This is a genomic window from Colwellia sp. MB3u-41 (assembly GCF_014076845.1).
Taxonomy (GTDB): domain Bacteria; phylum Pseudomonadota; class Gammaproteobacteria; order Enterobacterales; family Alteromonadaceae; genus Colwellia_A.
In genome coordinates this window covers 55380-82113 of the sequence record NZ_JACGUT010000078.1, presented here as the reverse complement: position 1 = coordinate 82113, position 26734 = coordinate 55380, and the positions used below count along the sequence as shown (strand labels likewise).

At 36.8% G+C, this 26734-nt stretch carries 21 protein-coding genes and 1 pseudogene; 4 read left to right on the top strand and 18 right to left on the bottom strand.

The features are described from left to right. Nucleotides 1-41: 41 nt before the first annotated feature. Complete coding sequence (locus tag H4J73_RS10975) at nucleotides 42-1484, top strand: IS1182 family transposase (RefSeq protein WP_182223531.1); 1443 nt, start codon at nucleotides 42-44, stop codon at nucleotides 1482-1484. A 248-nt stretch (nucleotides 1485-1732) separates the two neighbouring features. On the opposite strand, the gene H4J73_RS10970 is transcribed toward H4J73_RS10975, so the two are convergent. Then, nucleotides 1733-2524, bottom strand: a complete 792-nt coding sequence (locus H4J73_RS10970; protein WP_182223532.1) for a DUF3800 domain-containing protein — start codon at nucleotides 2522-2524, stop codon at nucleotides 1733-1735. A gap of 423 nt (nucleotides 2525-2947) precedes the next feature. On the opposite strand from H4J73_RS10970, the gene H4J73_RS10965 reads away from it, so the two are divergent. Next, a complete protein-coding gene (locus H4J73_RS10965; RefSeq protein WP_182223533.1) occupies nucleotides 2948-3877 on the top strand; it encodes an alpha/beta fold hydrolase in 930 nt (309 codons plus the stop codon). A gap of 438 nt (nucleotides 3878-4315) precedes the next feature. On the opposite strand, the gene H4J73_RS10960 is transcribed toward H4J73_RS10965, so the two are convergent. Further along, nucleotides 4316-5185: a hypothetical protein gene (locus tag H4J73_RS10960; protein WP_182223534.1), complete on the bottom strand. Its 870-nt coding sequence runs from the start codon at nucleotides 5183-5185 to the stop codon at nucleotides 4316-4318. 365 nt (nucleotides 5186-5550) lie between these two features. Between H4J73_RS10960 and H4J73_RS10955 the strand changes: the two genes are divergently transcribed. Beyond that, entirely contained in the window at nucleotides 5551-6813 is a 1263-nt protein-coding gene (locus H4J73_RS10955) for an IS110 family transposase (RefSeq protein ID WP_182223535.1), read from the top strand. A 32-nt stretch (nucleotides 6814-6845) separates the two neighbouring features. On the opposite strand, the gene H4J73_RS10950 is transcribed toward H4J73_RS10955, so the two are convergent. The 4 genes from H4J73_RS10950 to H4J73_RS10935 form a co-directional block, all read right to left on the bottom strand. After that, complete coding sequence (locus tag H4J73_RS10950) at nucleotides 6846-7634, bottom strand: trypsin-like serine protease (RefSeq protein WP_182223536.1); 789 nt, start codon at nucleotides 7632-7634, stop codon at nucleotides 6846-6848. A gap of 297 nt (nucleotides 7635-7931) precedes the next feature. After that, nucleotides 7932-9065: an IS91 family transposase gene (locus H4J73_RS10945; protein WP_182223537.1), complete on the bottom strand. Its 1134-nt coding sequence runs from the start codon at nucleotides 9063-9065 to the stop codon at nucleotides 7932-7934. Next, complete coding sequence (locus H4J73_RS10940; protein ID WP_182223538.1) at nucleotides 9062-9913, bottom strand: tyrosine-type recombinase/integrase; 852 nt, start codon at nucleotides 9911-9913, stop codon at nucleotides 9062-9064. The genes H4J73_RS10945 and H4J73_RS10940 overlap by 4 nt, the downstream gene beginning before the upstream one ends. A 588-nt stretch (nucleotides 9914-10501) precedes the next feature. After that, nucleotides 10502-10891 carry a hypothetical protein gene (locus H4J73_RS10935; protein WP_182223539.1) on the bottom strand — a complete coding sequence of 130 codons (390 nt, stop codon included), beginning with the start codon at nucleotides 10889-10891 and terminating at the stop codon, nucleotides 10502-10504. A gap of 118 nt (nucleotides 10892-11009) precedes the next feature. Between H4J73_RS10935 and H4J73_RS10930 the strand changes: the two genes are divergently transcribed. Beyond that, nucleotides 11010-11255 carry a helix-turn-helix domain-containing protein gene (locus tag H4J73_RS10930; protein ID WP_182223540.1) on the top strand — a complete coding sequence of 82 codons (246 nt, stop codon included), beginning with the start codon at nucleotides 11010-11012 and terminating at the stop codon, nucleotides 11253-11255. 788 nt (nucleotides 11256-12043) lie between these two features. On the opposite strand, the gene H4J73_RS10925 is transcribed toward H4J73_RS10930, so the two are convergent. The 12 genes and pseudogenes from H4J73_RS10925 to H4J73_RS10870 all read right to left on the bottom strand — a co-directional run bounded on the left by H4J73_RS10925 (nucleotide 12044) and on the right by H4J73_RS10870 (nucleotide 26688). Then, on the bottom strand, nucleotides 12044-12571 hold the full coding sequence (locus tag H4J73_RS10925) for a hypothetical protein (RefSeq protein WP_182223541.1): 528 nt from the start codon (nucleotides 12569-12571) through the stop codon (nucleotides 12044-12046). A gap of 10 nt (nucleotides 12572-12581) precedes the next feature. Further along, nucleotides 12582-14732: a hypothetical protein gene (locus tag H4J73_RS10920; RefSeq protein WP_182223542.1), complete on the bottom strand. Its 2151-nt coding sequence runs from the start codon at nucleotides 14730-14732 to the stop codon at nucleotides 12582-12584. Further along, the gene (locus H4J73_RS10915) at nucleotides 14725-17127 is read right to left on the bottom strand and encodes a hypothetical protein (RefSeq protein ID WP_182223543.1); all 2403 of its coding nucleotides are present in this window, start codon (nucleotides 17125-17127) and stop codon (nucleotides 14725-14727) included. The genes H4J73_RS10920 and H4J73_RS10915 overlap by 8 nt, the downstream gene beginning before the upstream one ends. Before the next feature lie 4 nt (nucleotides 17128-17131). After that, on the bottom strand, nucleotides 17132-18568 hold the full coding sequence (locus H4J73_RS10910; RefSeq protein WP_182223544.1) for a site-specific integrase: 1437 nt from the start codon (nucleotides 18566-18568) through the stop codon (nucleotides 17132-17134). Nucleotides 18569-18660: 92 nt separating this feature from the next. Then, nucleotides 18661-19149: pseudogene (locus tag H4J73_RS10905) on the bottom strand (AAA family ATPase); the annotation flags it as partial. A gap of 233 nt (nucleotides 19150-19382) precedes the next feature. After that, entirely contained in the window at nucleotides 19383-20072 is a 690-nt protein-coding gene (locus H4J73_RS10900; RefSeq protein WP_259366686.1) for a hypothetical protein, read from the bottom strand. Nucleotides 20073-20192: 120 nt separating this feature from the next. After that, nucleotides 20193-21251: a patatin-like phospholipase family protein gene (locus tag H4J73_RS10895; RefSeq protein WP_182180952.1), complete on the bottom strand. Its 1059-nt coding sequence runs from the start codon at nucleotides 21249-21251 to the stop codon at nucleotides 20193-20195. 228 nt (nucleotides 21252-21479) lie between these two features. Then, on the bottom strand, nucleotides 21480-22604 hold the full coding sequence (locus H4J73_RS10890; RefSeq protein ID WP_182180953.1) for a zinc-binding dehydrogenase: 1125 nt from the start codon (nucleotides 22602-22604) through the stop codon (nucleotides 21480-21482). Nucleotides 22605-22710: 106 nt separating this feature from the next. Further along, complete coding sequence (locus H4J73_RS10885; RefSeq protein WP_182180954.1) at nucleotides 22711-23136, bottom strand: DoxX family protein; 426 nt, start codon at nucleotides 23134-23136, stop codon at nucleotides 22711-22713. 151 nt (nucleotides 23137-23287) lie between these two features. Then, nucleotides 23288-24946, bottom strand: coding sequence for an AMP-binding protein (locus tag H4J73_RS10880; RefSeq protein ID WP_182180955.1), 1659 nt, complete (start codon nucleotides 24944-24946; stop codon nucleotides 23288-23290). A 200-nt stretch (nucleotides 24947-25146) separates the two neighbouring features. Continuing rightward, nucleotides 25147-26064: an SDR family NAD(P)-dependent oxidoreductase gene (locus tag H4J73_RS10875; RefSeq protein WP_182180956.1), complete on the bottom strand. Its 918-nt coding sequence runs from the start codon at nucleotides 26062-26064 to the stop codon at nucleotides 25147-25149. Nucleotides 26065-26226: 162 nt separating this feature from the next. After that, on the bottom strand, nucleotides 26227-26688 hold the full coding sequence (locus H4J73_RS10870) for a MaoC family dehydratase (RefSeq protein ID WP_182223545.1): 462 nt from the start codon (nucleotides 26686-26688) through the stop codon (nucleotides 26227-26229). Nucleotides 26689-26734: the final 46 nt, after the last annotated feature.

The window sequence follows — 26734 nt, the reverse complement described above, 5'->3', positions numbered from 1 at the left end:
TGCTATACTTATCAGTAAGTTAATCTTTATTGGTAAGTGTCATGTCAGGCTTTATTAAAGGTGTTAACCGCTCCCAATCTACACTCTTTCCAGAATCTCTCGATGACTTTGTTATTGCTGAAAATACTGTCAGAGTTATTGATGTGTTTATTGAGGCATTGGATTTAGCAGCGTTAGGTTTCGCGGGCATGATCATCAAGTCTACTGGCCGTCCTAAGTATCACCCTGCTGTCATGTTAAAACTCTATCTCTATGGTTATCTTAATCGAGTCCAATCCTCTAGAAGATTAGAAGTTGAAGCGAATAGAAATATTGAACTCATGTGGTTACTTGAACGACTTGCTCCAGATTTTAAAACCATTGCTGACTTTAGGAAAAATAATGCTAAGGGAATTAAGCATGTTTGCCGTACATTCGTTCAGCTATGTAGACAACTTCATATGTTTGATGAAGGCGAGATTGCTATTGATGGCAGTAAATTTAAAGCGAGCAACAACAAAGATAACAATTACACCCCAAAGAAAATGGCCTTTCATATTGAGCGAGTTGAAAAACATATTAGTAACTATTTAGAAAAACTAGACAGAGCTGATGAAGAGCAACATAGCCCCCAAACAATCAAGGCAACGCAAGAAACTATTAGCAATTTAAAACAAAAACTCGCTGAATTAAAAATACTAGAAAAAGAAGTCAAAGACCACCCAGAAAAACAAATATCCACCACTGATCCTGATTCAAGGTTGATGAAAACTCAAGGTATGACGAGAGTGGTCAGCTACAACATTCAAAGTGCTGTTGATACCAAGCATCATCTCATCGTTGCACATGAAGTGACCAATACCACTGACCGAGGCCAACTCTGTCCTACAGCGGTTTTAGCTCAACACGCGCTAAAAAGAAAAGACCTAACAGTTATCGCAGACAAGGGTTACTTCAGCGGCCAAGATATCAAAGACACACAAGATGCCGGTATGACACCACTTGTACCAAAGGGAGATACCTCAGGTAGCGATAAAAAAGGCATCTTTAATCGTTCTAAATTTACCTATGATAAAGAAAAAGATGTTTATATTTGTCCCAACAACAGTCAGTTAATGCCAGGTAAAACCATGACAAAAGATCGTGATTTATATTTGATGCATTATCGAGCTAGAGTCAAAGATTGCCGACAGTGTAGCTTGCAGCCACAATGTACCAAAAGTGCAACACCAAGAAAGATAACTCGATGGGAGCATCAAGACAGAATAGACAATATGGATAAGTTAATGAAAAAACGGCCAGACTTGATGCTAATTAGAAAACAGAGTGTCGAGCACCCGTTCGGTACGATTAAGTGTTGGATGGGAATGACGCATTTACTCACTCGTCGATTTAAAAACGTCCGAACCGAAATGAATCTCCATGTTCTGGCTTATAACTTCAAGCGAATGTTAAACATAATGGGTATTGAAGGGTTAATGAACGCCATAAAGGCCAAGATATAAGGCTCTAGCCTTATCTTTTTATTTTAAATTCGACTCTCATCCAAAATAAACAAACTAAGCTGTAAAACGTATTTTAAAATTTATACAAACAACAATGAGTTTTTACACAGGCTGGCCACTTTGCAGACATTAGCACTAAAAGGCTAAAGTTAATTTCGAATTAGTTTTTGTATCGATAACGCCCTATTAACAGGCAAAATATAGTTGGCTAAAATTAGCGACGAAGGATCATTGTCCGTTTGAACGCCTTAGGTGCGATTTGGCAATTTGTATTTTAAGGTAACATCTCTAGTTTCCACTTCCCTAGGACCTTTTGTAGGATCATGGAAGTACCAGATATTAAACTTTCGTTCAAAGGGCTTAGTATCATAACCTAATGACTCCCACCCTAAATGATTAGCGATCCGTTCGGCTACTTTTAATTTAGCTGGAGAAGAAGCATCACCTTGGAATGCACTCATTACTGCGCCAAGCAAAAAGTCAGAAATTTGAATGTTTTCAGACTCTTTCGAGTCTTTTTCAACTACTGACTTAATTGGCGCATCACCTTTATAAGCTCTTTTCAATATACGATTAGCGATTATATGGAATGATTCATCGGCTTTTTTATACCTTGAAGCTATGGGATCAACTTCAACACGGAACTCACATGTTCGATTAATATGTGCTTTTTTTATAGCAAACATTTTAGTCGTCATCAATTTGGTAAAGTGCTTTCTCATGGCTAAATCATAATCACCATCATGAAATTCTTTATTCACCATACCTTTACGTATAACAATACAGTGAAAAGCAAGCCATTGATGTTTAAAGAACAACTCAATTAGCTCTTTGTAAAATTCCGCACAATCTTTTTTATGTGCTTTTTGCCATTTTATTTCATTGTGGTATCTATGTTTTTGACGGAGTTCTCGTATTTTACTTACAAAGTCGCCTCGTCTTTGGTATTTCATCCAAAGAGAGCCAAACCCATAATATTTTTGCCCTCCAACACCAGACTCATCACAAGCTACATGCCAAATTAATTTACCTTGTTGCATAACACCTCCAATGTGTAAAGTTAACGCACAGCACCTAACACCCTATTAATGACTTTCAAATAAAACACTAACAAGTTAAGTATGTCATTTGTAGCACATGTGTAGCGTTTTTATTTATAAATCAATTTCTTAAACAATATCACTAAAATGTCGTTAAATGCCACAAACCTGACCTAATTTAGTCGTGAATTTATCACTATAAATAGTCCGCTTAGCCACCAAAGCCGCCAGTCACGAAGTTGCATTGGGATGACTTAGAAACATCACCTGTAATTGCTTTGCCCCTTCTTTAATGAATCTCGTGTCATATTCATGATAAGAATATTTAAGTTGTTAAAGGGGAAATACAGTTAACTATTCAATTGCAGCTTAACAGACGTTAGTTATAATACCCCCAATCAAACAAAGGAATGACAATAAGTAATGAAAACACTATCACTGCTAGTTTATCTATGTATTTTGGTTCTAAGCACCGCTCACTCTAAGGAGTGGTTAGATAAAACACCGCACGAAATTCATTACGTGGAAATGGATGATAAAATAAAGCTAGAAGTGGTTGATTGGGGAGGAGAAGGCACACCTCTTGTATTTCTGGCTGGTCTTGCTCTTAATGCCCATACTTTTGATCCATTAGTCTCCTCGTTTACAGATTCATATAGGGTTATAGGTATAAGCCGTGTTGGTCATGGAAACTCTGAATCTAGAAAAAATAATTTTTCAACAACTAGATTAACTAAAGATATTATCACCGTTTTAGATAAAATGAATATTGATAGAGCTATTTTTGCAGGTCACTCTTTTGCAGGAGGAGAGTTAAATCATCTCGGAAGACATTTTCCTGAGAGAGTAAAAGGCTTGATTTATATGGAGGCAATTCAAGATTTAAATTATATGGATAGTCACCTCGAAATATGCCCTGACTTAGGTTACGCAACTATTGATATACTTCATTATCAAGACAATTTTTATAATACGCAAAGAGTTAAAAATAGCGATGGTAGTTATTTACCATTTGCTGACTTAAGCGTTTTAGGAAAGTTTTTCACTGAAGAAGAAGATAGATATTATTCTGGAATAGAAGCACCTGCAATTGCAATTAATCATATACCAGAACAAACAAAAAACTTCTTCATTGGTATAGGAAACCCAAGCCAGAAATGTTTTGAAGAAATGAATAAATTAACTTATCTTGGTATAGCTAGTTTTATCAAAGATAAACAAAATTCAGATGTAGCAGCGATTCAAAATAGTCAGCATATGATCCATATGGCTACACCGAAAAAGCTAGTGATGATCATAAAGAATTGGCTTTCGAGAACATTTCCAACTAAGGCAATAAACTCCGACACGTAGCAGTTCAATCGGTTTCATCTTGTGTCACATATCGAAGAATTATTTTTCTCCATCAATTAGAGCCTTATTGATACAAAATATAACCCGAGGCACTGCTGACACTTATTCCCTGTGTGGTATTGTTAGTGTTCAGGTATAAAATACCAACGTCAGCAATGAGCTTGAAGCGGACATACGGGTTAACGAGTTGCTAACTTCCCCTTTGCGCACAAAGAAGTCTTAAGCATTTGATCATTTACAAGCAAAAAATTGAACGACTTAGTGTTGAGTGATTAGGCTAACTAATGCCACAGAACGGACATTAGCTTTTAAAGATAAGGCATACTTCGGATTAGATTTTGTATCGATAACGCCGCATTAAGCGGACAAAAATAGTGGGCTAAAGTGTTTAGTGAAGCGAATCGTAACCAACTGTTTTTGTTCCGTTTAAATACCTTGTTATGCGCTTTCACTCTGAATATTCTCATTTAGCTGATATATAGCAACTTTCAATACTTGTAGACAAATTTTAGCTGTATGCATTGTAGGGTTAAACCCCGTACTCATTTGCTCAAATGGGTGTACATAATTTCTAAAATCTCTGAGAGCATGGCTAAATTTATGCACATCGTTGTGTAATAAGTTAACCTCTTTTGAGACATCAATAAAGTTAGCTAAAGACCACTCATGAAATTGCTTTATTTTTTGTTCTTTATTTTTAGGTGCACTTTTCGCACAATTAAATAACCGAGGATTCCTGATTGCAATTCCAAGTAAAATACCCTCTAGTGTACTACCAGCTAAAAGAATGACTGACAAAGGTGCATTAGCAGAAAAACAACTCTCTATTTCTTTCACTCTATATTCAAGAACACTTGTTATTGAGTGGTCTAATTGCAAATTAGACAGGTTTAAATCTTTAAACTCTTGGTTTAGGAAACCCTTTTCTTCATTCTTTTCTTTAGGAACATTAAATTCAACTTTACCTAACTTTTGAAAAGATATTTCAGCGTTGCTTCTTACAACTTTCCATTTATCAAATGCTAGGTATTTATTAAACTCAAAAATATGGAGATCTAATTTTTCGGGAGCTTCAATAAACCTAATAGGCGAAAATAAGTTTTTTATACACTTATCAAGATTTGGAGTGCCATTGATGGTATTTAATTTCGCATCTGTAAAGACCCACCGAGAAGGAAAGCCTTGTGCATATATATCGTCAAAACCTAACTCATTAAAAAACTGAATGATCTTAGGACCTGATCTATATTCAGTTTCTTCATTTATAAGATTTCGAAGCTTCTCTAAAGTTTTACTTCCTAAAATCAAATCGTACATCCTCAATATTGATTAAGCGCATAACGCCCTGTTAACAGGCAATAATATGGTTGGCTAGAATAAGCGACGAAGGAGCAAAAGCCAACTGTATTTTGTCCTTGTTTAACAGCTTATAGTTCGACCAAGCCACTTAATCTAATAAAGTAACTTACTCTTATATTAAGTGGAACATGCTTCTGTTGGTTACGAATATTTAACGGCAAACATTCAATGTTTATAACAAGACGTTCGAGTCAACAGAGCAACTCATTTCAAAACGCATACTCAGGGATTGCCGACCACGACTATCTATAAGACCTGCGAGAAAAGAGATTTAAGCACATTCCACCTATAACTTTACTCAAAGGAGCTGCAAAATGAAAGCATATAATATTAATGATTTCGCTGCTTTAATTGGCATCGATTGGGCAGATACCAAACACGATATATGTGAACATCCCAGTCATACACAAAAGTACCACTATTGCATTATTAAGAGTAAACCCGAAGCGTTACATAATTGGGCTATGAGCCTTAAACAGCGCTACCCAAATCAACAAATTGCTATTGCTTGCGAACTCAAAAAAGGCCCTCTTATTTATGCCTTAGCAAAATATAGCCATCTCACGTTATTTACCATTAACCCTTCATCCGTAGCTAATTACCGTAAAGCCTTTACGCCAAGTAACGCGAAAGATGACCCTTCTGATGCACTTATTCAAGTCGAAATACTTACACTGCACATGGACAAGCTCACCGTCATTGAACCCGAGTCAGCGTCGATACGTTCATTGACTCAGTTGGTCGAGTATCGACGTAACTTGGTACAAGACAGCGTAAATTTATCCAATAAAATAACAGCTACACTAAAGAATTACTACCCACAAGCACTTGAATGGTTTAAAGAAAAAGATACCTTTATCTTCTGCGATTTCATCAGTAAATGGCCGTCACTAGCTCACGCAAAAAGAGCACGAAAAAAAACACTCTTAAACTTTTTCAATAGCCATAATTCACATTATGCTCATGTAAATGATGCACGTATTTCAAGTATTAAAAGTGCAATGCCATTATCTGAAGATATCGGCATAATAGAGCCGAACCAATTATTAGTGGAAGTGCTAATCGTACAGTACAGGGTGTTACTAAAGGGAATTGAGACATTAGATAAGGCCATAAAACTGGCCTATAAATCACAAGATGATAAAGTGATTTTTGATAGTTTACCAGGTGCTGGCCCACAACTTTCGCCAAGATTATTCGTGGCTTTTGGGAGTAATAGAGAACGCTATGAGGATGCGAGTGAACTGCAAAAGTATGCTGGTATTGCGCCTGTTATTGAGCGAAGCGGAAAGAAAATGTGGACACACTGGCGATACAGTTGCCCGACCTTTTTAAGGCAAACCTTTGTGGAATGGGCTGGATTTTCAATACGTTATTCATTTTGGGCAAAGGCTTATTATGAGCAACAAAAGAGCAAAGGGAAACCACATAATAGCATCATAAGATCGCTTGCTTTCAAGTGGATCAGGATAGTATTTAGGTGCTGGAAAACCAATACACCCTACGATGAGTCAAAGTACTTAGAGGCTCTAAAACGAAGAGGTTCGCCCTTGTTAAAGTTTGCAATAAATAGCTAAAGTTGACTTGTTGTCCACCTCAGGGCGTGTTGTTAGTTACCCAGTACACCCAATATCCAGTCATTGTAATTTGACACCCTAACTTGATAAGCAGTAGTACCATACAAACCACCTTTAAAAGAAGATATATCGCCATGCCCCAATTGCCAACTTGATAAACCTATCAAAATAGGCACACCGTCTTGAAATACAACAGATGCCCCTCCGCTATCTCCTGAACCGTGCATCCCCTCAAGTGATAATGCATTTGCAGGTTCGTCAAATTTAAATGCCAGCCAGTTACCTTCTGCGCTTTCAACAACATTTTGAAACTGATTCATAACACGAAGTGATTTAGTATCAGGATCTTCACCAGTTAATCCGTTCCCAGTAGCTCCCTTACCATAAACTGTAATTATTTTGTCTTTTTCACTTTTACCCGTATACATACTGATTGGTTCTATACCATTAACGGGTGAAGTTAATTTGATTAACGCAATATCACTTCTAGATTTAAAAAAACTCATTAAAGGCTCTAAATCACCTTTAAGTAAATTTTTATTAGGTTGAGTGTAATTGGGGTGTATATGAACGCTTTCTATTTCATAAACTTTTGAACCAACAATTAAATCCTTGCCAACATAATCATAAAAAATAGTATGTGCTACAGTCAAAATCCATTGTGAATTTATTAGTACACCATGGCCTTCATGTGGCATATCAATTAGGTATTCAGGTGCTTTTTCTATGACATAATTTTCAGGGGGAATATCATGCCTCTTCACAACAGCATTACTGATAGTAGAAAAGAAAATAAGGGATAAGAGAAATAAAATTTTCATATTACGTCCATGTTCATTGATGGGTAACTAACTATTAAGCATTTATCTCTTGTCGAAGCATGAGAGATAAATGTCCCGTTGGACTGAGCCGTTAGGCACTGTCTATATGGTTTTTGTTTATTGAGTCATTCCAGTGACAGGAAGGGTTTTAACCAACAACGCATTATCAGTAGCTTCCTTACTCTATTTTGCTCAACGTTATCAAGCCAGTTTACCTTATCAGGGGCTTTATTCAAGACAAACGAAGCCTCCACTATCGCTTTTTTCAACGCATAATTAACAGATTACACCACTCAACTAGATCGTTCGAAACTGCGCTAACGGTTTGTTCGGCAATAGAATTCCTATCAAGATCATCCCTGCATGATGACAACTTGGACATTCAGGCCCTATTTCATCTTTAACCGTGTCAGTGCTAATATCTTCAAGCTTCTCCGTCTCTTTATCTAAGCTTTTTCTAATGAGGGTTAACGATTTACGCCTTATTGAATTAGCCATGAATCCGTAATAACGCAGCCGCATAAAACCTTTAGGGAGAACATGTAATAAAAATCGCCTTATCAACTCTGCCGGAGATAAATCCATATGCGTTGTCTCATTGGTACGATAGTCCTTGTAACGCATTAATACGTTATTCTCGCTCCTTAAAGATAAACGACTTTCGCTAATACCTACGCGATTACAGTAACGTGCTAAATAGTTAACCACTGTATCGGTATGACCAATGGTAGGTTTGCTATAAACATTCCATTTCAACCGAGCTGTTTGATTCAATACTTGCGTAATAGTTGGTTGCTCTAATCGATGAAGCTCACCTGCGTTGGCTTGTTCCTCTAAACCATTCAGCATTTTCCCTCTGAACTTCACTGATAAAGCTTTTACAGGAAATAAATAGTGGGACTTGCGACTATTGCACCATTGCTTGTCTTGGGTTAATACTCCACTTGGAATGAGGCAGTGCAAATGAATATGCCTACACAAGGTTTGACCCCAAGTGTGTAACACCGCCAACATACCCAACTGACCCTCCATATGATGTCTTGCATTTGCAAATTCACTTAATGTTTCCCAGACAGCCTTGAATAGCGTTTTATAAAGTATCTCAGGATGTAAGGTTGCCCAACCATTAAACTGATGCGGTAAAGTAAACACGACATGATGATAAGCGACAGGAAGTACATCCGCTTGTCTTTTGAGTAGCCATTTTTCACGTGCTTTACCTTGGCACACCGGACAATGTCGGTCACGACAAGAGCAATACCACTGGGTATCTTGTTCACAGTGATTGCAGTGCCATTGATAACTGCCCATCGCTTGAGTTCGACAATCCTGAAGGTGATGCAACACTTGCCATTGCCTTGGTGTGATGGTTTTCTTCTCAAGGTGTGGTAGTCCTTGTGCGATAATTTGCTGAAGCAATGAGCCGTTCATGATTGTTGCTCCAGTTGCTGGAGTAAATCAAATTGTGCTCCGTCCACCGCTTGATAATGGGGTAGCCAGTGGGTATATCGCACGGTAGTTCGGATATCTTTATGCCCTAAAATATGCTGTAACTCCGGTAGTGGCATACCAGCCATTAGCTGATGCGTAGCAAAAGCATGCCGCAAGGCGTGTATACCGCCTATTTTTAAAATCCCCGCATCTTTTTTCGCTTTGTAATAAGCTTTTTGTAATGACGATTGATGTAACGGTTTATCTTCTCCAGGCTTAAAAAACAGGTAAATGATGGGATGAATACCTTGCCAATAAAGTCGTAGCTGGTGTAGCAATGATTCAGATACGGGGATACGCCTGTCCTTAGCCCCTTTGGCTTGTTGAAGATGTATAACCTTCTCTTCACCCGCTATATTTTTCACTTTGAGCGAGCAGACTTCACTAAGGCGCAAACCACAGCCATAGCACAAAGTGATCATCATGCGATATTTCGGATTGCGGCAGACATCAATGATCCGCTTCACTTCAGAGATACTTAAAAGCTCAGGGATCTTCTGTTGTCGCTTCATCGGTGGTAACAACTGTTCAGTGAATATTCGTCCTAGCACCTGACCATAAAAAAAGTTCAGCGCATGAAAAGCCTGTGCACATGTGCTTGACGATAAATGGCGCTCTAAGGTTAACGACCAAAGATACTTTTTTAACTCATTGTCTTGTAACGTATCAGGGGATCGATGAGTGTGTTTCGCTAAGTCGTAAACCCAACGAACATAGGCTTGCTGTGTTCTAATTGAAAAGTGTCGTACTTGCATACAGTCAAGTAACTGTTGTCTGAGTGGTGTCATAACTTGCCTCCAAAAAAGGTTGAGTAGCAAGTTAAGTGTGGTTGAAATGCAGTGATATGTCAGGGAGTTGGCACTCCCCGCGAAGCGGTTTAGTTCAACGCTTATTATGGAGACTTCTCAGTAATGTCCGTCCCATAAATATTATTTAATTGAAATTAATATCCCATAATTTCAGAGCTTTAGGAAATACAAATTTTTTATTTTTGTTAGAACATGGGTATTACTGAGACTTCTCAGTAATACCTAACATTAAAATCAATGTTATTATCTTAAATATCAATAAATTAGAATAACACAAGGTTGTTTTATGATTATTACTAAGACTTCTCAGTAATACGCCATGAAAAAATTCATTAGAAAATATAGGGCAAAAATTTTGAGGCTAAGGTCTCCTAAGCGCACAAAGTGATCGTTAATATTTCAAATGTGAATGACCACTTTGGTGGCTTATTTCTCTGTCATGACCAAGATAGATTGAACACTCTAAACAGCTTGAATATCTATTGATGCTAACGTCCGCTATCGTATCACAAAGTGAACATAGAACCGGGTTGTTTTGACTTGTGAATTAGTTCTAGGTGGCATGAGTTAGCCTAATAACTCTACCCCAAGCGGTTCAATTGTTGGCTTCTTATTATCAAAAGCAGAAATTAACTTCGCATTATCCGTACATCTTCGCATAGCTAAAATTTGCTCTAATTCAAAAGAGTTTATTCTCATAAGTAAAAATTCTGCACAAAACATTTCAGTCATACTAGGGAAATTTGAAGTTTCGAATAGCTCCCCGGTTTTTGTTAAAAAAACATTTTTGCTACACAATTCCAATTCTGTTGTAATTAAAAATTTTCCAACTCGAAAATTATTAGTTTGGTCATTAATAACTTTACCCGTTAGAAATGTTACTTCACTACCTTTGTCATTATTTGAATTTGATAGAATAGATATCAAAACAGCGTCATCTAAATATGTTCTTTCCATAAGAATAACCTCTACTCACCGTATTTATTTTAATAAAAAATATATAATTTCAGTTATATTAATTATTACATCTGTCCCCGATTTGGTGACAAGATAGCATGTCACTAGAATAGGGACAATGATAAAATCAATAAACATTGAAAAATACCAAAAGCTATTGAGTTGGCTAAAGGTAGAGAGGCTGAGTAGAGGCTTATCTGTAAGAGATCTCGCATTAATAATTGATGAGCCATTTCAATTTATTAGCAAGATCGAGACTGGTCAACGAAAGTTAAACATTTACGAATATGTACAATATTGCGAAGCCTTGGGTTTAGACCCTGCTGAAGGACTTAAAATACTAGCTAAGAAACTAAAGAATTAATATCAATAACCTTAATATTGTTAATAATATTGACCGATTGGCATCATGGTATTACGCATTCATTATGAGTAGATATTATAAATTTTGATGTGTTCTAATTTTGTTATTGAGAACCCAATGCCACCAATGGATATTTTATTGAGCTTGCTCAAGGATTTATAGCTAAAAAGTCTTTTATCGTATCTAAATGTTTATTGCCACTTCTAATGTTGGCAATAAGGTCAGTCACTTCATGTTTTTATACAACGATTTTATAGATGTTTTGAACTTAAAAGCAGAAGCACACTCTTACTTAACAGTAATGTTATTCCCTTAGTGTTTCATGTTTTATGCATCTATTATTAATAGATGCTTTTTTTTGCATTGAGTTTAAAAATCCCTACGAAAAGTAAAGCTACTGCTACATGACATACCAAATAGAAATTATTTCACGCTTGCGTGAGTGAACATATAATTGAAATTACTTAACAGTTATATTATTTCCCAAATATTTCATATTTTATGCATCTATTCTTAGATGCTTTTTGGCTTAATTTAATAAACCTCAACATAAGTAGTATTTGAAATCTGCGCTTGGTTGAAGTGCTATCAGCAATAACAATTTGTTATCAATCGAATAAGTCGCAAAAATGACCCCTGCATTCAAGTTAATAAACAGAATAGAAATAGAAAAAATTAGTTGAGCTTGTCTCAATGTGATTTATACTTGTTTTTACAATGAACTAAACTTAATAGAAAAAGAACACTAATGCCTAATGCTTTATAAATGTAAATCTATCAACCTTACGTTATTTAATGGGTATCACATTATCATTTTGTCCTAAGTTTACTTTAGAGACAAACTGACCTAACTTATCAAGTGGAATAATCTCAAACATAGCTGATACTACTTGAGCGTGGTGGCTATGAAGAGCCTTGTTGTCGTATTTTAATTTTTCAATCTCAGCCGAATACTCTTTATTTAGATCAATAGCTGCTTTTTTAGCTGTGATAGCAGCTTTCTTTTGACTTTTAAGCGTTTCTATTTTTTTGTTCAGTAAATAAACTTTCTCACTTTCATTCGAGTTACTATCTAAAGTGTCTAATGTCGTCTCTGTTATTGGCGAGTTAATGCCATCAATTTCTTTAAGTATATCACCGTGATGTTTTAGAGCACTAACACCAAGACCTGCCTCTTTTTCAACGGTGCTTTGATTTAGTTTGAGCTTATTTCTATTTTTTAGCTCTTTATTTGTTGGAATACCATTTATGATACGTTGTATCGCTTCCCTTGCTCTTTTGGCAGTTTTCTCTTTTTTAATATCTCTTAAGCTCATGATATGTTACTCAAATATTCATAGTTTTAATTAGCAAATTATTTATATGTTCTGGAATCACCATCGGTGAAAATGGGATATTTAATTCTTTTAAAATAATCTCACAACTTTTTATTTGCATAACCAATTGAGAGGCAACACTGTGCGTTAACTCCCCCATTTCATCCAGTGAAGCCAGATTTTTACTCGCATTTACACGTTTACCTTCTGCGTACATTCCTTCTAGTATCACGTCAAATTCGCAATCAATACACTCTTCAAGAATTATATTAATACGCATATCACAATTAGAGTTTGTACAATACATACCTGGAGCAATTGCATGAATATGGCTTTTTCCAGTTCTGATCATTTTTTGCCAATAACTAGCTTCTAACAACCTTGAATTGTCTCCATCCTCAAAATAGTTGTTGTTTCCAGCTAAAGTTTTAAGGGCCTTTCCTTTACCGCCTGCTATTCGTTCATTATTAACAATTCTATTGTAAACTCTAGCCAGTATCTCTGACTTTTGTGATGTACGTTCATTGTCAACTTCCATTCTTAGGCTTCCCCAATAAGTTGCATTGTTAGCATAATGACGTGTCATTGCAGAACTCAAATGCGACAGTTGTTGCTTTAATTGGGGAAATGCCATTAGTTCATAACCGATAAGATAAAAAGCGAAAGAGCGTCTCGTTTGATGGTTTGTGAATTTAAATAAATTTCCTTCTTTAATATTCTTATTTTTTGGATTAGTAATATGTAGGAAGCTAGCATCTTCCGCAGAAAGCTTAATATCATTATGTTTTAACAACCATCTATTTACCGCCTTTCTGAAAGTATTTGACCAAGTTGATTTACATATTACTTTCGGGTATATAGTCTGCTTTAGAGACACAAAATATGAACTTCCATCTTCTGCTCGTTTCAAAAATGGTCGATGAATGACAGACATAAGATTAAAAGCAATATGTCCTGTTTTCGTTGTAGCAAAAATATCTTCTTTCGTTTGGACTCCTTGTTTTATTTTCGACTGCCGAGTAGTAAAAATATGAATTTCTTGATTATTATATGTATAGCTTTGAGCACCATACTTTGGATGCATGGCATTAAGTTCGTCTACACGCATACCACTTAACAGTAAACAAAGAACTTTGCATTTCATATCAAGTTCAGTAAGAAAAGTCTTGAACTGCCCAATTGTTTTGAGACTTTGATCACCTACGGTAAATTCTTTGTGTTGCCATTGTTTTGAATAAATAAAATAAGCAGAACTGATTCGAACAGAAGGCTTGATCTCCATAAAAGTTTGCATCCATTCTTCAGGATTTGACTCTTCGCTTCTTAAATTATCTACTAGAGTTATCCCTTTCTCAATAAAATGCTTTTCTAACTTTGCAAAGCCACTCTTAAAAGTAGTTATTGCTGGGATCACTCCTTTACGAAATTGTCTAAGTCTATATACAAATAGCTGATGTTCAAGTTTTATCATTCGCTCAATTTCTTTTTCTAATTGAACTTGGTATTTAATCAAAGGTTGAATATCAGCAGAAAACACATTAATCATTTGAGTGAAAAAACGCGGAGGAATCACTAAGTTTTGTTGTGTATCTTTAAGTACTACACCAAGTTTACGCGCGTCCAGTTTGCTAAAATTAATTTGAAATGGAAGCTCTTCATAATAATCAATCATTCGGTTGAGAGCACTCATTACAACTTTGGTTTCAAAAAGTTCTGGGTTGCTCTCTGGTAAACCAAGTGCGTACTCGTCATCAATAGCTTCAAAACTGTTATAACCATCTTCAATAAGGGCTTTTGCTACCTTCATTAGAGGACTTACAGCACCGCGAATGGATTCCCCACTTAACTCTTCACCTCCTGTTAAAATACATGCTAATGAAAAAGCTTTTATTTGATTGGTAATATTACTTTCCACTCTCTTTCCAGCAAGCAGGAAATGTAATTTCGAATCAATGTCCATAATATTTGGAATGACCCAAGTATCTTCACTAAATAAAGTTTCTTTATCTGAAAGCTTAAAGGCAACTGAGGATTTCACCGCATCCCAGTTACCAGCTTTCATCAACGGAAGGAGATCATCTCTATAATAATTATCTGTATCATCGGAACTATTATTCTCGTGAAATAACTGATTTTGGTTAGCATCATCAAGTTTAAGCATTGTAGATTACAGTCTCCATTGAATTTAAGTAGTTACTATTATGTAAGAAGTAGCGCCCTTCAATGGCTAGTTTGTCCTCAGCCATTTCAAAAACCGAATCTGAAATATTTGTTTCAGCTAATAATAAAAGTTCTTCTGCTTTTTCACTCAGTTCTAATTGTCTTTCAGGAAAACTGCTTGATGATTCTTCGAGAAGTTCTACATAAGAAAGGAGCTTGTATACACTGTTAACATCATCCACTAACTTTGCACTGTTACAGCCTGTACACATATCATATTGATAACATGAAATTTCAGCATTCTGGCCTAATATAGACTCAGACGCTTTCTGAGAAGCTCGATGTTCTTTTTTAGCTTTTCCTGATGGTTTTCCATCGCACAGTATTCCATTTATGTTTGTTGGTTGTCTCAATGCCTTCCATTCATCGTATTCCAATACATCAATATTCCGGCTATTCATCACTATTGATTTAGCTTCCTCCAGAGATGCACCTTTTGTTATCTCTTCTAAAACTTCAATTGCTTGGTTTGCAATCACCTGGTTTTGAGTCGGTTCCCCATCAACGTAATGCTTCTGAAGAGTTTCTACTGTATTTTGAAGTAAAGAAGTCGCAACCTCTAATCCACCATCGTCAGGATTAATGTTATTATTTGATGCTGTTGCTCGAATGCGCATGGCATTTATATCAAGTAAATAATCGCCTAGATATATACCTATTTTCTTGAGTATTGGGCGAATATAAAGCTCTTCTTCTTTCCACTGGTAAGTATTATTCCTTTTGCCTAGAGGCAAAAGGAAAGGTGATAACTTTTGGTTAGGATGGTTTTTAGCTGGAACATAATCATTAACTCCTCGTGAATAAGACTCAAGTTCGTAAAAAAAAGACACGAATAGGTTTTGAATATTAAAACTCCCTTGTTTGCCATTATTATATTTGAAAGAGACTTTAACTGAGCCTTTATCGTTAACCTTTGAATAGCTAAGGGGCATATACATGCCTTTTAGCTCAATATTCGTTAATGACCGAATAACAGCATAAGCAAGACGAGTTAAAGTTCTCCGGTACTCTCTTGGGCCAACTTTGTTAACTTTTTTGACCACAATACCGTCACGTTCAAACATTTCTGTTAGTTCTTTTGTATGTAGAACTTCCCTAAACCGTTCTATTAAATAATCTGTATGAAGAATTTTTTTATCTGAATAAATGTTTAAAATTTTAATCAAATTGCTCGTAGATTGGCGTAGATTGAAATTTTTGAATTGTCTATCTACTCCCAAATTGAAAAATAATGGAGAATGATGCTCTTGTTTACTACTTGGATAGTAAAGTGTTGAAAGCTCATTTAAAGCGTGAATGAATGCTAAACCGTCTCTTTTATCTATTTCTATTGTTGTAATGTTCTCTTCAAGCTTTCCTGGCTCTTCAGAAAAAGTACCTTCAACAACTTTTTTTGATCTCGATTTCCATGCCTTAATATTCGCGAATCTAGTTGTTCTATTTAATTTTTTGTCACGATGGGAATCAAATTCAATTGGGTGACATAAATCTACAATAGATGACGAGTTAAAATTACTGTAGTGGCAAAATAAATAAAACGCAGAAATCATCGCCATATTGAATGGTGACTGGTAAATAACTTCTCCAATATTTGCTTTATTGTTTATACCTAATTCAACAGATAGGACTTCGCCATTGTCTAATTCATCAATAACAACTGAAACATGAGGGAGACCTTCACCGTTATTTTTGGCTGCAATAAGTTGACTGGATAATGAAAAGAACACAAATTGCAGTCGCCTAAGTAATATTTTATATTCATTTTGACGATATGCCTTAGTTGGGTTGGGATTAGATTCAAACTTTGGCAAGTCTCTATCCCACAACGGTTCATACATGCCAGCAGCAGTCAAATATTGACGGATATAACCAGCTCTATAACTAGCTGAACTAGAGTTCAAACCTACTTCATCACCATTTTTATATAGATAAAGATAATCTAAAGGTGTACGAGCAAGGTTTACCAGCCTAACTAATTCACCATTTCGTCCCAAATATGATCTATATCCTGTAAGAGAAAATGGCTCTTTACCTTTACATTCGCAGTAATCGAAATATACAACAAATGAGGAATAACCATTATAAATTGTGTCATGCGATCCTTTGTCATCTAATTTTTGCTTAACTGCATTAGCAATTCTGTACGTATTCATTCTTCTAGCAGGTGATTTATTACCACCTATAAATTTCCAAAAATCTAATGTTGGTGTTGTTTTATCAGACAGCTTTAGATGCTGTGTCATAAGACCTATATCACTAAGATCATTTTCTCTTAGTTTAATTGGTGCTTCCGCTAAAGCATTTCTGGTTAATGGGCTTTTTCTAAATTCTGACATCGTTCTACGCCAAAGCGTCTTGTGCTAGCTTATTTTTCTTATGAGAAAAGAGTAATTTTGCAGCTTTGTCTCTCATGAAAGTAATATATTTTTGGGTGGTTACAGTTGACTCATGCCCCATTAAATCCGCAAGCTCCTGCATTAAAATATCGAATAGGATTCCTCTTTTTTCTGCTTCTTTCTTTAGCCAATGAGTCGCAAATGTCGAGCGTAAATCATGTATACGATAATACCAGTGGGGGTATTCCATTTTAATATTTTCTCTAATCACACTTAATTCTGATTGAATAGTAGATACTGAGTAAGGCAGACCCCTTGCACTAATGAATAATCTCCCATGTTCATAATCATCATGAACAGGAACTGGCTCCTCTGGAGCATTAGCTAATCCATATTTTTCTATATACTCTTTGCGAGCTGTAACTTTCTTTTTATATTCACCTTTTAATTTATTTACTCCTTTATTTAACTGTACCTTTCTATCGTCACGATTGAGGTATACATCTAGTTCCAACATTAAATCATATGGAATATTAATGATTCTTGGTTTATCAAATTTTGTCTGACATCCGTTAGCTAGCGATATTAAAAAAGGTATTTCGTCTGCACCCTCCATTGGAAAATGGATACCTGAATCTGGAAAAGTTACTAATTCTTCTATCCTTAGCCCTGTTTCTACGGTTAATCTATACATTAACGATTTAATTTTTTTAAATCCTTTACTATATTTAATTTTTAGATGTTCGATGAAAATGTCTTTATCATCTTCTGTCATTGGTTTTAATTTCATATGCTCAGGCGTTGACTCCACCTTCGGGAAACGTTTTTTCAAATCAGTTGTTTGTACTGATAATGCTAATTTTTTATTATTTAGATGTGCAAGAATGTCGTGCTGATTTACTTTCTGGCCTCGCCTTAAAGTAACCGTCTTAAATTCAAATGGTTTATGAGTTTCACTAATAAAAAAGAGACCACTTGAGTGAAGCCACTTATAAAATTTTATAACAACATCAATATAGCTCCTAGCAGTTGAAATAGAGTAACCGTTAGGGTTTTCTAATACCAAACCTGTTGCAGGATTTACAACTTTCAAATTATCCAACAGATAATCTGCAAATAACCAAGGTGCTCCTTCTTCTTGATCTTCTGTAAGTGATTTGTATGTTTTATTATGTGGAGCCAAAAATCGTTCAAATGCCATTAAAGCTTGAGCTTCAGTGGCTGTTGAATCTTTGCCTTCTTTCAATAATGAATAAAGAAATTGATTATGAGGATAAAGTGGTAAAGAATTGGGTTGAACAATGATGGTCAGGTTGCGGGGTTTTACAATTGACTTAACAACTTCCATATCAATTACACCAGTACTTTTATCCAGTGACTGAATAATTTTAGGACGGGGTTTAACTGGTATTATTAAATTATAAAAATCTGGTTCTTCCATAAGACTGACCATTCGTAAGTTTAGTCTTATTTTAGGTCATATATTTTAAAAATCAAATACGAACATTCTCAGTCTTAATTTTATGCACATAGTAGCTCTTTTTCATTATTTGAGGTAATAATGATGATCGGACGTTGTTTCGCTTTAATGATTTGCTGAGTTTCATAAACATAAAACTCCATTTTATCTAATTCTTGCAGGAGATCATTAGGAAACTCTATATCCGCTTTGTCTATTTCATCAATCAATAAAATGGGACGTTGTTCTTCTTCAAACGCCTGCCAGAGTTTACCTTTTACAATATAATTTCCGATATCGTGCACACGTTTATCACCTAACTGGCTGTCTCTTAATCGTGATACTGCATCATATTCGTATAAGCCCTGCTGTGCTTTAGTCGTCGATTTAATATGCCATTGATATAATTTACAATGGAGAGATTTTGCTAATTCTTCGGCTAACTGAGTTTTACCTGTACCAGGCTCTCCTTTAATCAACAGTGGTTTTTCTAGGGTAATTGCCGCGTTAACTGCTAAGCGAAGTTCGTCTGATGCAATATAATTTTCTGTACTGTTAAACATTTCATTACTCTCTTGGGCTTAAATATTTACTAATAAGTTATCGTCGCATAAATTATCATCTATGCGACTTTAATGGCAACGGGTATTCCGTTAAGTGCCGCGTTGCCCGTTAGCTATCTAGGGAATTCGCGTAGGTTATCACCACTACAATGTCTACTTCGTCAACAATTGAGCTAACGATCACATACTGACCTTTAGTCATACCATGACTAAATGAAAGCCATGCGGTTACGTTAAAATGTATCTTCAAACCATTTTTTAGTTAAACCAATACTGACCATGCTCTTAAGTTTGAAAAGTGCCATCCAGTCGCCATCTTCAGGAACGGCAACTTCGCAGCGTGGGTCTGAACGCTGAAGTGCCCCCGTCATTTTATGATCAATAGGAATGGTTTCACAGCCATGGCCTGATTCACAAATAAAATCCCAAGGTTCACGAGCGGGTGCATGACATGAAAAACAATTACCACCGAAACGATTCACGACATCAACAAAACCACGTTTTCCTATGGTTGAACCCTCTTCATTTACTTCAAGTTCAAAGAACTCCCAATCGCCGGTTGCAGGAAAGGTGCCTTTTTCTCGCTTAACCATGGCTTCTGTGGGAACAAGTTGTACAACTGAGCCAACAGGATACTTAGCGCCTTCTGGTGCATTAGCGGCAGCCATAGTGCTTTGTATATCACCCAAAAGATTATCAACATAAAAATGCCTTACCGGTGACATTTTTCTTATACATTGAAAACTATTTTCATCAACATTCACTTTCATAGATTCTGCAGCCTTATTGGCCACTTTACTGTCATGAGCACCGACGACTACATTGACTTGAGGGGTATCTTCTGTTTCGGCATGAACAGATAACGAGACTAAAAAAATCAGCACTACACTGCGCATCAAAGTATGTAAAATTTTTGGGGACATATTTATTTCCATGTTAATTAAAGTGCTCGTTTAGGGGGTAACTTTATTCTTATTTGAGATACTTTTTTTAGTGCCCATTTAGCGGTTAATTTAAGTAGTAAATGGGCACTCATTTAAAAACTAAGCCAACAACTGCTTGATGTTTTTTATCTGGCTTATATCTTGATTTTGGTAAAACTGGTCGAACGATTCAGCGAGTTTTTCGCTGTCAGTCATCACTTGTTGCCAATATAACATGCGCTGCTCTCGCGTCATCACAACAAAGTCTTTTCTGTCAGGTATTTTATGATGAGGTAAGGCATCAATAAATTTTGCTGAAGGACAGATCAGCACCGTATTGTCATAATGCTTCAGCCTAACTTTTCTTGATAAATTTTTATCAAACCAACCCGCTTTAAGCGTTGAGCTAAAATGAGGATAAAGCGTTAACCCTAGATTCTTAATGGCAAAATCAAAGTGATAATCAACAATACCACCATCTCGATACATACCTTTAGGTGTGTTCTCAATATGGTTAATACCTTCCATTACCATAGGAATTGAACCTGAAGCGAGTAACGCGTTACGAATGTTTGCTATTGAAAATGAAACACGTGTGGTGGAAATTTTATCGGGATCATCGAGCTGCAGGTCGCTGTGGCTCGACTGAAAAATAAAACGCTCGTACTGGCTGTTTAATCGCGGGCGACTAATACGGTTATTCACATAACTTTTGGCTAGACCGATCCCTTGTAAAAGTTTATTTTTAGAGCCAACAAAACCATTACATTTAGCGACGATAAAATGTGCTTTAAAATGAAGATTATCAATTATTTCTTGTTCGCCCGTTTCACCAAAAACAGCGTCCATCATTGCTACGGCTTTTTGACTAACCTCTTCAGATTTAGCTTTATCCGTATAGGTGGTTTCATAATAATTTTTGGCTAAACGTTCTATCGCAGCAAGTGGATCTTTTTGCGCAAAACAGGCATTTCTAAATGCACCTACACTTGAACCAATAAGATTTAAGTCTTGTTCTTTATTGTTAAAAAATTCACTAAAGAGGTACTTATCTAAACCATATAAAGTAAACCATTTAGGGCCACCACTTGCCCCTAAAAAAGAGGTAAATAACTCAGGTGAAAATCCTTTTTCTTTAATCGTCTTTAAGGCTGATTCGCCAGCATAAATTTCTAACATATTGTGTGGCATCTTATTGAGTCATTTGCTTTTAGGTAATAATCACAACCATTATTATAAGGATAATGTAGGGTAAACGTTAGAAATAAATTAAACAAATGAATAGTACTTATGGCTCATTATTCTTTTAAAGAATACAAAGTAAGGGATCGCTGAGAAATATATAACAAGTAGGTCGAGAGAAATAAGGAAACTATAACAAGATAATTAGAGTTTCCTGCAACCAAGTTATAAGTTTTTATTGGGGTTAATCAAGTATTTTCCACCCGTTTTTTTCGCGTTGTATTGCAAAACAATTGCTGGGGTCATCGCTTGTTCAAAGCTTAGCTCTTCAGTAAAGGTACAGGCAAAGGTTGTGGTGATTTCATTAGCCACTTGTTGTTGTAACTTAACAATTTGCTGGGGTTGCAACTTAGCTAAAAATCTCATCAGTAACCAGCCGCCTATGCCCCACGTCATGCCATAAGCACGATTTAAAATACTTGGCGAGAAGTCTAAACCGCCATAAATATAAACTTGTTTGTTAGATTCAGAGCCATAAGTATTAAAACCTACCGCGTCTTTACTACCTGATTGTTCCATCGCGGTAAGAATATCGCTGACAATCTCGCCGCCGCCAATAGCATCAAAAGCTAGAGTTGCCCCTGTTTCGTTAATCGCTTGATAAAGATCCGCTTTGAAGGTTTTACTTGAAGAGTCGCAAATATAGGTCGCGCCAATCTCTTTAAGTATCTCGGCCTGTTGCTGATTTCTAACAATATTAACCAGTGATATGTCTTGTGCGAGACAAATTTTATTCAGCATTTGCCCTAAACTCGATGCTGCCGCTGTATGCACTAAGGCTGTATGACCTTCCATACGCATGGTTTCTACCATACCTAATGCGGTCAAAGGGTTTACAAATGAAGACGCAGCATTAATCGCAGACGTACTCTCTTTGTGCACAATACACGCTTGTACTGGTACGCAACAATATTGAGCATAGGTGCCCCCCGTCAATATGGCGACTGTTTTTCCCATTAACGATTGTGCAGCCTCACTGTCACCAGCAGCTATCACAGTACCCGCACCTTCATTACCAATAGGTAGCACTTGGTCTAAACGTGATTTAATACGTGGTAAAATACCTTTATGTACCGGCGCACTAAATGTTGATTTATCTTCGCTAAGTACTGCTTCCGCCAAATTAGCCGGACCAAACATTGGCCACATATCTGATGGATTAATAGGAGCAGCTTCAATGCGAACAATGACTTCATGTGCTTTAGGTTGAGGTACATCGAGGGTCTTTAAAGATATTTCAAGTTGTCCCTCATTAGAAATAAGGGTAAATAGTTGTTTTGACGTTTTCATTATCGCGTGATCTCCATCTGTGATCGTTTTTATGATAATCGTTTATAGCGCTAATTTCATTGGCCCTACAGGGCTAAAGTTAGCAATACGGACATAGGTTAATGGCTTAATACCCATCACTTTGAATAGTGTTATGTTGGTCGATACTATATTTGCCCGTACCTAACCCCGTGATCATTAATAAACCTGCCATAATACCCATATTTTTGAATAGATTTTGCAATTCATGACTACGTGCTAAACCTTCTTCCATTACCCAAAAGTTATGCATATATAAGCTAATGACCAAGGTTAGACCTGCTAATATAAACGCCGCTATTTTTCCTTTGAATCCAACAATAATCGCAGCACCTGCAACCAATTGAATGATAATAGTCACCACTAATAATACTGAGACCATGGGAACATTATGCTGTTCCATATAGGTCATTGTGCCGTCAAATTTGTTGATTTTACTAACAGCAGGAAGAATGAAATAGCTTCCCATTAAAAAACGGCCCAGCAAAAGGCAGCTATTTTCAATAATACTCAAGAGTAAATCCTTTTTATGTATCAACCGGTGTTAACTTGCTATCAATTTTTAAGGCGATTGGCCTCAACGTTTGATTGAGGCCACACTAACATACCTTTATGACTTATTTATAGCCCGCGTAAGTGAGCAATTTACGTTACTGAGCTTTCGTTTATGTACGTAGCGCTTTGCGTAATACTTTACCGACATTGGTCTTTGGTAGCTCATCAATAAATTCCACCAACTTAGGCCGTTTATAGTTTGTTAACTGTTCATGACAATGGTCTAGAATATCTTGTTCAACTAATTCCGGGTCTTTACGTACAATGAAAACTTTGACCGCCTCACCCGTTGATTCATGAGGTACACCAATAGCAGCGGCTTCAAGTACCCCACCATGCATTACAAGCACTTCTTCAATTTCATTGGGAAAGACATTAAAACCAGAAACAATAATCATATCTTTCTTGCGATCAACAATTTTGAAAAAGCCATTCTCATCCATCGTGGCAATATCACCCGTGGCTAACCACCCATCTTTTAAGACTTCATCCGTTGCCTCTTGACGGTTGTAATAACCGGCCATTACTTGTGGGCCTTTGACCCACATTTCACCCGGCTCACCAAGTGCAACTTCTTTGCCGTTATCATCCATTAGGCGAATATCGGTAGAAGAAACAGGCACACCAATTGACCCATTAAAGCTTGCTTGGTTATAAGGGCTCATGGTCACTAAAGGTGCACATTCTGTCAGGCCATAACCTTCTAGTAAGCGGGTTTTTGTGACCTTCTCCCAAAGCTCTGCAACCGGCCGCTGTACAGACATGCCACCGCCAAAACCAAGCTTTAAAGGCGTGAAATCTAGTTGGTCAAATCCTGGGGTATGCAATAACGCATTGAATAAGGTATTTACACCGGTGATAACTGTAAAAGGATATTTAGCCAGCTCTTTAACAAAGCCCGCCATATCTCTGGGGTTGGTAATTAAAAGATTAGTACCACCAAAGGGCAAAAAACATAAACAATTAGAGGTTAGCGCATAGACATGATAAAGCGGCAGCGCGGTAACCATGAATTCTTGACCAACATCATAGACATTCTTGGTTGCTGCATTAGATTGTTCAAGATTAGCAACCATATTACGGTGCGTTAACATGACCCCTTTTGATGGCCCCGTGGTACCGCCAGTATATTGCAAAAAGGCCAGATCAGCTCCGGTAACCTCGACCGGAGTAAAACTTAAGCTAGCACCTGTTTCCATCGCTTTATTAAATCTGACGGCTTGAGGAAAATTAAAACTTGGCACCTGTTTTTTTACATACCTAAGTACACTATTTACCAGTAAGCCTTTTACTTTTCCTAATCGGTCGCCCACACCAGTAATGACAATATGTTCAACATCTGTTTTATCAATAACCGCTTCAAGTACATGGGCAAAATTTTCAAGGATAAGAATACCCTTTGTACCTGAGTCTTTTAGTTGATGTTGTAATTCTCGGGGTGTATATAACGGGTTAACGTTAACGACGGTTAAACCTGCCATTAACGCACCAAATAAGGCGACAGGATATTGTAAAAGATTAGGGATCATGATGGCAAATTTATCACCTTTAACTAATCCTAAGTCTCGCTGTAAATAGGCAGCAAAGTCTTTAGCTTGCTCACCCAGTTCTTGATAAGTAATACTCGCGCCCATATTAATAAACGCGGTATTATCTTGATATAGCTTAGTATATTTAGTAAATAAGCCAGCTAAAGAACTATATTTATCTGGATTTATTTCAAAATCAACACCGCTTGGATAACTCTTTTCAAGCCAAATTTTTTCCATTATTTTCGTCTCCCCAATCACTTATTTTATGCATGACATTATTATTATAGTTATGCCACGTTAAATGTTTTATTTTAAATCGTTAAAGCCCCTACGGTAAATTTTACCCATTGGAGTTCGGGCGGTAGATACTATTACGGCTTCTCTCATCGATGTTCCTTATTCGTTATTATTTATTAATCGCGCTTTAATCATGGCTATTACTGCTGTGATTGCATATATGCCATCGCTTTACTGACAAATTTCTCACCCTGTTTAGCACCACAGGTTAAGGCAACTTGGTCTGTTTGACGGCTAAGCTCGCTCCAACATTCACGCACTTTTTCGGGGCTTTGACTGTTTTGTGGAATAAAACAGCCATCGGTTTCAAACATACTGGCACTTGAATATCCCCCCGCTCCCGCACATAAAATAAAGCGATTAGGCGCATCATTATCACACAGTGTCAGCATGCCAGCGGTTACGGCTTCTGGGGCAAAGGCTTTGACAATATTTTCTGGCATTAAATCTTCGGTCATTCGTGTCCCCGCTGTGGGTGCAAGTGCATTAATACGAATATTATTTTTAGCACCTTCAATGACTAACGTATTCATTAGCCCCAGAACAGCCATTTTAGCTGCACCATAATTTGACTGACCAAAGTTGCCGTACATACCACTTGATGAGGTAGTCATCACAATGCGCCCATAGTTTTGTTCTCGCATGATATCCCAAACAGCTTTAGTACAGTTAACGGACCCCATCACATGCACATCCATAACAACTTTAAAGTCATCTAAGGTCATTTTTGTGAATGATTTGTCGCGTAGAATACCCGCGTTATTAATGAGAATATCAACACGTCCCCATTTATCCATAGCTTGTTTAACCATATCTTGTACTTCATCAAAGTTGGCAACATTGGCGCCATGGCTTATCGCTTCACCGCCATTGTCTTCAATTAAACGCACTACATCTTGTGAGGCTTGTGAAGAAGCGCCGCGACCATCTCGGGCGCCACCTAAATCATTGACGACAACTTTAGCGCCACGTGCAGCAAGCGCTAAGGCATGCGAACGACCTAATCCATTACCTGCGCCTGTAACAATAGCGACTTTACCTACAAAACTGATTGTCATAATATTTCCTTAATCGATTTTCTAATGATTCTATTCACGTTAACCTCAGCAATAAAGGCTTAAATCTGTAAATTAGCTTTTAAAAATATAAAGTGCATAATTTATAAAACTAGATGATCATTTTTAATTTATTAGCACGCATAAACTCGCTAAGTTGCGTTGTTATTTAACCATTTGTACTGAAACCCACTCAGCAACCAAAGCGGGTGTATCACCACCTTCAATCTCAACCGTGACTTCTGTACATAAGCGGTATTGACCGAGCTTTTTTTCGTCAATCGCCAACGTTTTTGCATGTGCACGAATACGGCTATTAACATGAACCGGCTGTAAAAATCTCACTTTGTCAAAACCCGCATTTAAGCCCATATAAAAGCCATCAATAATCACGCTAAAATCTTTGGCAAAATAAGACAACATCGATAAGGATAAAAACCCGTGCGCTATCGTAGTGCCAAACGGTGTTGCTTTAGCCTTCACTTCGTCAACATGGATAAACTGATGGTCAAGTGTACAATCTGCAAATAGATTAATTTGCGCTTGGTCAATGGTATGCCAAGGCGTAGGTGCGGCTTGATAACCAATGTACTGTGCTAATTCATCTTTTTTAATTATTGTTGGCATAAGCTATCTCTTTATTATTATTTCTATTAGGGGGCTTACCATTAAG